This is a genomic window from Okeania sp. (genome assembly GCF_983059655.1).
On sequence record NZ_CEZPJD010000504.1, the window covers coordinates 1 to 5,865 of the forward strand.

7 protein-coding genes are annotated in these 5,865 nt (G+C 39.0%); 2 read left to right on the forward strand and 5 right to left on the reverse strand.

Annotated elements, in window-relative coordinates; all coding sequences use genetic code 11:
• On the reverse strand, positions 1 to 211 hold a 211-nt coding region (locus AC3DU7_RS22840), incomplete at its 3' end, for a hypothetical protein (RefSeq protein WP_488041590.1).
• 515 nt (positions 212 to 726) lie between these two features.
• Here AC3DU7_RS22840 and AC3DU7_RS22845 point away from each other — a divergent pair.
• Entirely contained in the window at positions 727 to 981 is a 255-nt protein-coding gene (locus AC3DU7_RS22845) for a hypothetical protein (protein WP_488041591.1), read from the forward strand.
• A 527-nt stretch (positions 982 to 1,508) separates the two neighbouring features.
• Here the strand turns inward: AC3DU7_RS22845 and psbU are convergent.
• Complete coding sequence (psbU, locus tag AC3DU7_RS22850) at positions 1,509 to 1,937, reverse strand: photosystem II complex extrinsic protein PsbU (protein ID WP_488041592.1); 429 nt, start codon at positions 1,935 to 1,937, stop codon at positions 1,509 to 1,511.
• 363 nt (positions 1,938 to 2,300) lie between these two features.
• Here psbU and AC3DU7_RS22855 point away from each other — a divergent pair, with 363 nt between their 5' ends.
• Positions 2,301 to 2,468 carry a hypothetical protein gene (locus AC3DU7_RS22855; protein WP_488041593.1) on the forward strand — a complete coding sequence of 56 codons (168 nt, stop codon included), beginning with the start codon at positions 2,301 to 2,303 and terminating at the stop codon, positions 2,466 to 2,468.
• A gap of 249 nt (positions 2,469 to 2,717) precedes the next feature.
• On the opposite strand, the gene AC3DU7_RS22860 is transcribed toward AC3DU7_RS22855, so the two are convergent.
• The 3 genes from AC3DU7_RS22860 to AC3DU7_RS22870 all read right to left on the reverse strand — a co-directional run bounded on the left by AC3DU7_RS22860 (position 2,718) and on the right by AC3DU7_RS22870 (position 5,565).
• Entirely contained in the window at positions 2,718 to 3,047 is a 330-nt protein-coding gene (locus AC3DU7_RS22860; RefSeq protein ID WP_488041594.1) for a zinc ribbon domain-containing protein, read from the reverse strand.
• Positions 3,048 to 3,660: 613 nt separating this feature from the next.
• On the reverse strand, positions 3,661 to 4,638 hold the full coding sequence (locus AC3DU7_RS22865) for an adenylate/guanylate cyclase domain-containing protein (protein WP_488041596.1): 978 nt from the start codon (positions 4,636 to 4,638) through the stop codon (positions 3,661 to 3,663).
• A 198-nt stretch (positions 4,639 to 4,836) separates the two neighbouring features.
• Positions 4,837 to 5,565, reverse strand: a complete 729-nt coding sequence (locus AC3DU7_RS22870) for a DUF3120 domain-containing protein (RefSeq protein ID WP_488041595.1) — start codon at positions 5,563 to 5,565, stop codon at positions 4,837 to 4,839.
• Positions 5,566 to 5,865: the final 300 nt, after the last annotated feature.

Genomic DNA, 5,865 nt, shown 5'->3' on the forward strand with positions numbered 1-5,865 from the left:
GAAATATAAGAATAGTCCTATAAGTGTACCTCACTATCCTCAAAAGTGCTGTAATAATAAATAGGGTTTGCTGAATAAAGTCTTTTGGTAGGGGTAGGAGGCAGAATCCAGAATTGGTGAAGTCAGGAGGAATAGGAATTATAGAAGAAGTAGTCAGAAGAATAGTACCTTGATTTTTCTGCCATAATCGTCCCGAAATACTAGCATGCATGAGCTTTGTAGGCCGAAAAGCTTGCACTTTTTTAGATAAAAAAAGACTGAAAAGCAATATCAGTCAATGCTTTGAGATTTAATCAGCAAGCCCTAAATAGTAGGAGGCAATATAGCTACCGCTAGGCTCTGCCAACGCAAATTAATAGGTTAATGACTCATCCCCATCCTAATTTTTGCGGGGATGATGTGGGCTAAAAAGCTTATCCTAAAGGTATTTCCACTTGCTGGTTACTTCTGTCATACTCCATGAACGCTTTTGAGAATGATATCAGTTACCGGAAGTCACCAACAGAGATCTTAAAAAATTGCCATGGAAACTATAACTCATCACTTCTAATACAGAATCCGGCTAAATACTTATCGTATCTACAGAAGGAAGGCAAAGGGGAAAGAATAAGGTGAAAAGGTACAAAGTTTTTCATCAACTAGTTATCCAGATTCCATCTCATACTAAATCCTGTTTTGAAAGTAAGGTTGATCGTGAGGTAAGGCAGAAGGCAGAGGGCAGAAGCAGTGCGACCCCGCGTCGGTGTCAGACGCAAGCGGTCGGAACCCGCGTCGGCGTCAGATGCAAGCGGTCGGACCCCGCGCCGCCGACAGGCGCAAGGGAACGCCGACCAAGAGAGGGAACGCCGACCAAGAGAGGGAATGCTGACCAAGAGAGGGAATGCGCACTCCTGTGAGGAAGAAGGGTTAGAAAGGAATTTGAAAAACATGGTTTTGAAAACCGGATTTGGTATCATTCCTAGTCATATACATATAGTATAGAACCCATTTGAGATCTATATAATTATAGTAGTCAAGTCTTTTCGTACATCAATGAGTGAGGAAAAATCTGAAAAAGGAGTGTTGAATTTTTTGCATTATCTATCCCAACATCTTACCTCTTCCTTTTTCCCTCTTAATCTCCTGTCTCCTGACTCCTAGCTAAAAAAATTGATATTGATCAAGATACCAAATGGCTTCTATATAACCGGATTCTATATAATAGACATCTCCAAAAATCAAAAATAAAATCAATTCTTATCCATAAATTATCAATTATTCTTCCCTGTTCCCAGCTCCGGTGTTCCCTGTTCCCTCTTTTCTGGAGATGTCTAATACAGAAAATAGAATTACTATCAACACAGAGAGAAAACATCACCTGTGTTAAAACTGTGGTCAGAGCTGATCGGAATGAAAAATCCCGCGTTGTCGCATAACCACAACGTCGGGAGTATGTCAATCTAGTATTCAAGTATTATGTAGCAGCATTGAAGATTGACTAATGGGTAAGAGTTTAGTCTATGCTAACCTTAGTCGTATGAACCAGTATTCAATCTATAGTCACCTTCAATATAAACATCAGCAGGTGGAGTCACTGTAAAATTTTCAAGATTTGCTTCTAAAAGCTTTTTTTGTCTTTCAGTTAAATCAGGAATTTCTAGTACATCCTCTACCTTTTCGTAAGGAGCATTATCTACTATCATCGAAGCTATAGTTGGAAACATTCCCCGGTATTTCCGAAAGCTTCGTAAAGGACTATTGTTAAGATCGAGCTTCTCTCCAATTTCTCCTAATTTTCTGTCTGCCTTGTTCTCCCTTCCAGATTCTACTGCTAGAATTGATGTTGAAGGCCATACAGTTAAACTTAAGTTACTTGCATAAGCTTGATGGTATGGCATTAATCCTACACAACCCAGACATAACCCTAATATTGCTAGCAGTGATCCTATTTGTTTCATTATTTTACTTTTCCTCATCTATTGATATACAAAGTTTGTTAAGTAGTTAACGTTGACATCCTCTCCGACTTATAAGGCGCGGGGATTCACCGAGCCTTAGCTCCTCGGTGGGTTGACGCTTTGCTGGTTCAGAGCTTCCGCTAACATTAGCTGCTGCACACCCCTCTTGCTCCTCTCCCGGGAAGGGATAGGGCTGGGTTACACTTGCATCCGTGTCCGTTTCTTGCTCCGCGTTCCCTTGCGCCTTTCCTCCGGAGGAGGAGCTAACGCTAACGGCGACGCGGGTTCAGTGCGCTTTTTTATCTCGGACTGTCCGCCCGCGACTAATATATTCATGGATGCATTATCGTCTAAGAACGTGTTTTGCACCACAGTCGAGACAAAACTATTCTCGCTGAAAGGTCTAATTTGCCTCCACGGAAACCACAAAATGAACATTCTGGGAAGTTATTTCTTCCTGCCTCTCATCCTACAGAAACTTTGGGAGACGTGTTTTTGCCCAACAAGACAAATTTAGTAATAGACTATTAAGTCCCATCCACTATAAATTATCTGGTTTTACGGGTTAAACTAACCTTTTTATAAAAGGTTGAGTTTACCAGACAGCTATTTTTGATTTTTCTCTCAGTTATCTTATCATGCTGTGTTGCAGTTAATTCCAAGGCTTTTGATGTTAATAATAAGCTGATATGTCCCATCATTAGAAGTATCGTGGGATATTAAACTACAAAGCTTTTTCTTGAGTTTATAAACTTAGAACATCTACAATGTGACATACTTCTACACTAGGCTGGCACTATATTGTAAGCTCTCTCGTTTCCCTGCCCCGGTATTCCGTCGGGCTCCATGAGCTTTAAGAAAGGAATACCCTACCGCCCTATTTTTGATATTTATCGCTGTATTTCCTACGGAATGCTCCGCAAAGTAGCGGTCTATTACTATCCCACAATGCGGACAAGAATGGGTTCGTATATTTAATTCTTTATCGACTTTTTCCCCAAAGTTTGAGCAATCTTGGCTGGTATTTTGTGGGTTCACTGCTATAGTTTTCTGTCCAGCATTTCCGGCTTTGACAGTTAAAATAGATAGGAATTTACCCCCATCCAGCATCGTTAATTGATTTACTCAAGCGAGTCTTTGCCAGCCCTTTAATGTTTAAGTTTGCCTCCGGCACGCCACTCCGCGTCTACATGGGCGATAACTTCACCTTTTGATAACAATTCATTGGCTGTTTTCAAGTGGAAATCTTTACGTTGATCAGCCACTTTTTTATATTGTTTCGCTACAGCTTTAACAGCTTTGAGCCTCCTTTTACCAAAAAATGAGGTCCAAAGCCTCCCCTTTTAAGAGGATGAAAAAGCGGTTGAGGGATGGCGAGGAAACCTCGCCATATCCAATCGACCAAGAGAATATTTAGTTCAGTATTTCAAGCTTCCGGCTTTAGTCGGAGGTACTGATAATTGATAACTCTGAAATGACTTCCTTTTTTCTTTCGAGATAAACGTTTTTGCAAAGTCTTTAATCGCTGCTGAGATTTTCGATAGTATTAGACATCTGGTAAAAATCAAAAATAAAATCAATTCTTATCCATAAATTATCAATTATTCTTCCCTGTTCCCAGCTCCGGTGTTCCCTGTTCCCTCTTTTCTGGAGATGTCTATTGAGGTATGGGGATAGATTCTCCTTCACTTGTTACTAAGAATTCCTTCAACCCCATTTTGAGCTAAAACAAATTTTTATTCTTTGCAGAGAACAATTTTTTGCCCAAAAAAGTGTTGAGATTATTAAAAGTACCACCATAAGTAATAATTGGACTATCATAGCCTTTCAGATTTACTTGATACTGCTTAAATATTTGATGCACATTTTCTAGATCGCAAATATACTGATAAGTACCTTCTCCCAAAGCAATATCCATACCAATTTCCTTAGTAGATGATTCTAGGCGAAATGCTGCATTTACAGTATCTCCCAAAGCGGTATAGTCCGAGCGTTCGCTACTACCAGCATTACTCACCATTGCATAACCTGTATTTATTCCTGCTCCTACTCTTAAAGGAAATGGTAAAGGGTATGTCCTACTTAGTTCTGTTGTTACCTCATATAAATCTTGGAGAGCTTGAAAAATACGAATCATTTCTACACTACTAACTCCCTCAGCTCCATGAAACCAGACAGCCATAATAGCATCACCAATATATTTATCCACCCAACTTCCATTCTTCCTAATAATATCCCCTGCTTGTCTAAACCAACTACCAATAACTTCAGACAATACTCTCTCGTCCAGTTTTCTGGTTAGCACTGTAAAATCTCGGATATCCATTACCATCACTGATATTAGGCGACGAACATGTAAGGTAGATGTAAAATCTTGAGAATCACCATCTATACCAGATTCTGTGTCCATTACTAGGTCTGGACAATTAAATTCTAATTCTGTTTGACCAAATAGTAGGCGATCGGAATCCTTTAAGACCACAGGGATACTAACACGACGACTATTTACAAAAGTACCATTACGACTACCTAAGTCAATCAGATAAAAATCTCCTTTGTCCATCTGCTGTATCATGGCATGGTTGCGGGATATCCATTTATCAGTTAGGACAAAAGTGTTATCTCTACCTCTACCAATAGTCCAACAATTGTTTCCCACCAGAGGTAGATAGCGATCGCCTGCTTCGGTACGAAGGAGCATATGAGGAGGTTGCAAAATCACGACAGTGGCACTCACGGTAACACAAGTTTAGAGCTTGTGTGGATTCTCTATGTTAATCTGCACTAAAAATATTAATAATAATTTAGTTATGAACTGATTGTCCCTAAAATAGCATAGGTTTCTACAGGATTATTACTGAGTTCTGCTTCTTATGCACCCCCTCTTACTATCTTAATATTAAGCTAAACAAGCAGCTAATAGAAATAGACTGTCCACTAAAATTGTACTTAATACTGCCGCTCCAAACGCCCAATAGTGTAACTTGCTTGATTGTAAAGGTAGAAGACCAAAAAGCAGTAGAATTCCCACCAGAACAAATATCCAAATTATTCCCCAGGAAGTACGTACTTGAGTTAAAGCATCTTGAAATACCTCTAAGGCCATATCTGGTTCAACTTTCATTAATCGTCGCCAATAAGGAATCAGACCAGTTATGTAGAAATATCCGTCTGTAACTGCTGTACCTAGTAGAGAACCAAGGTAAAAACAGTTACCTATCATTTCTTTTTTGTGCGCTAAACACCACAAAGCAAAAGGTACACATATCGCCTCAACTGGTAAATGGAGGAGTGGTTCTTGTCGTAGCCAACCCCAGTATATTGAGCCTGTCAACCAACTCCAAGTAAATCCCAATAATAGATCGCCCCATATATTAGTATCTCTATCTTTCAGTAGTCTTAAACTTAGCCATAACCAAAAGCCTGTCATAGCTAAACTTAACCAAGGTAGTTGACGTACCATTGGAGCTTGAAAAAACACTGGCACTGACACTAGAAATATGGCAGTACAAAAAACAGCCCATTTTTCGCTGATTCTAATTTTTTCTGAGAAAAAGAATAATGAATTTGTCCCACACTTTTCTGGGTAAAGCATTGTGACTTTAGCAAATAAAGTATTATTAAACAAGGTATTTTTAATATTTTTTACTTAACTTTATGTAATTTAATATATCATACATATCTATTATCCCCTCCTGGGGCATCTTTAATAATAATAGCTATTTTATCCCCTAGGAGGGGATTTTTTAGGAAGAGTTAACAATAAACAAAAATCCTATGAAATAAAGAGTTTTGAGGAGTGAAAACTCAAAAAGGTGGTAATACTTCTGATGCTATAATCAGACGATAGTTCTGCTTAAGATCCTACTTATCGCAATGTGCGCTGGCATATTTACAAATTGCAGGAATTGTCCAATAGCTAAAAGTC

Excerpts from the sequence above, each read along its gene's own strand:
- psbU (WP_488041592.1), bottom strand. The coding sequence starts at position 1,937 with ATGAAACAAATAGGATCACTGCTAGCAATATTAGGGTTATGTCTGGGT.
- AC3DU7_RS22860 (WP_488041594.1), bottom strand. The coding sequence starts at position 3,047 with ATGCTGGATGGGGGTAAATTCCTATCTATTTTAACTGTCAAAGCCGGA.
- AC3DU7_RS22865 (WP_488041596.1), bottom strand. The coding sequence starts at position 4,638 with ATGCTCCTTCGTACCGAAGCAGGCGATCGCTATCTACCTCTGGTGGGA.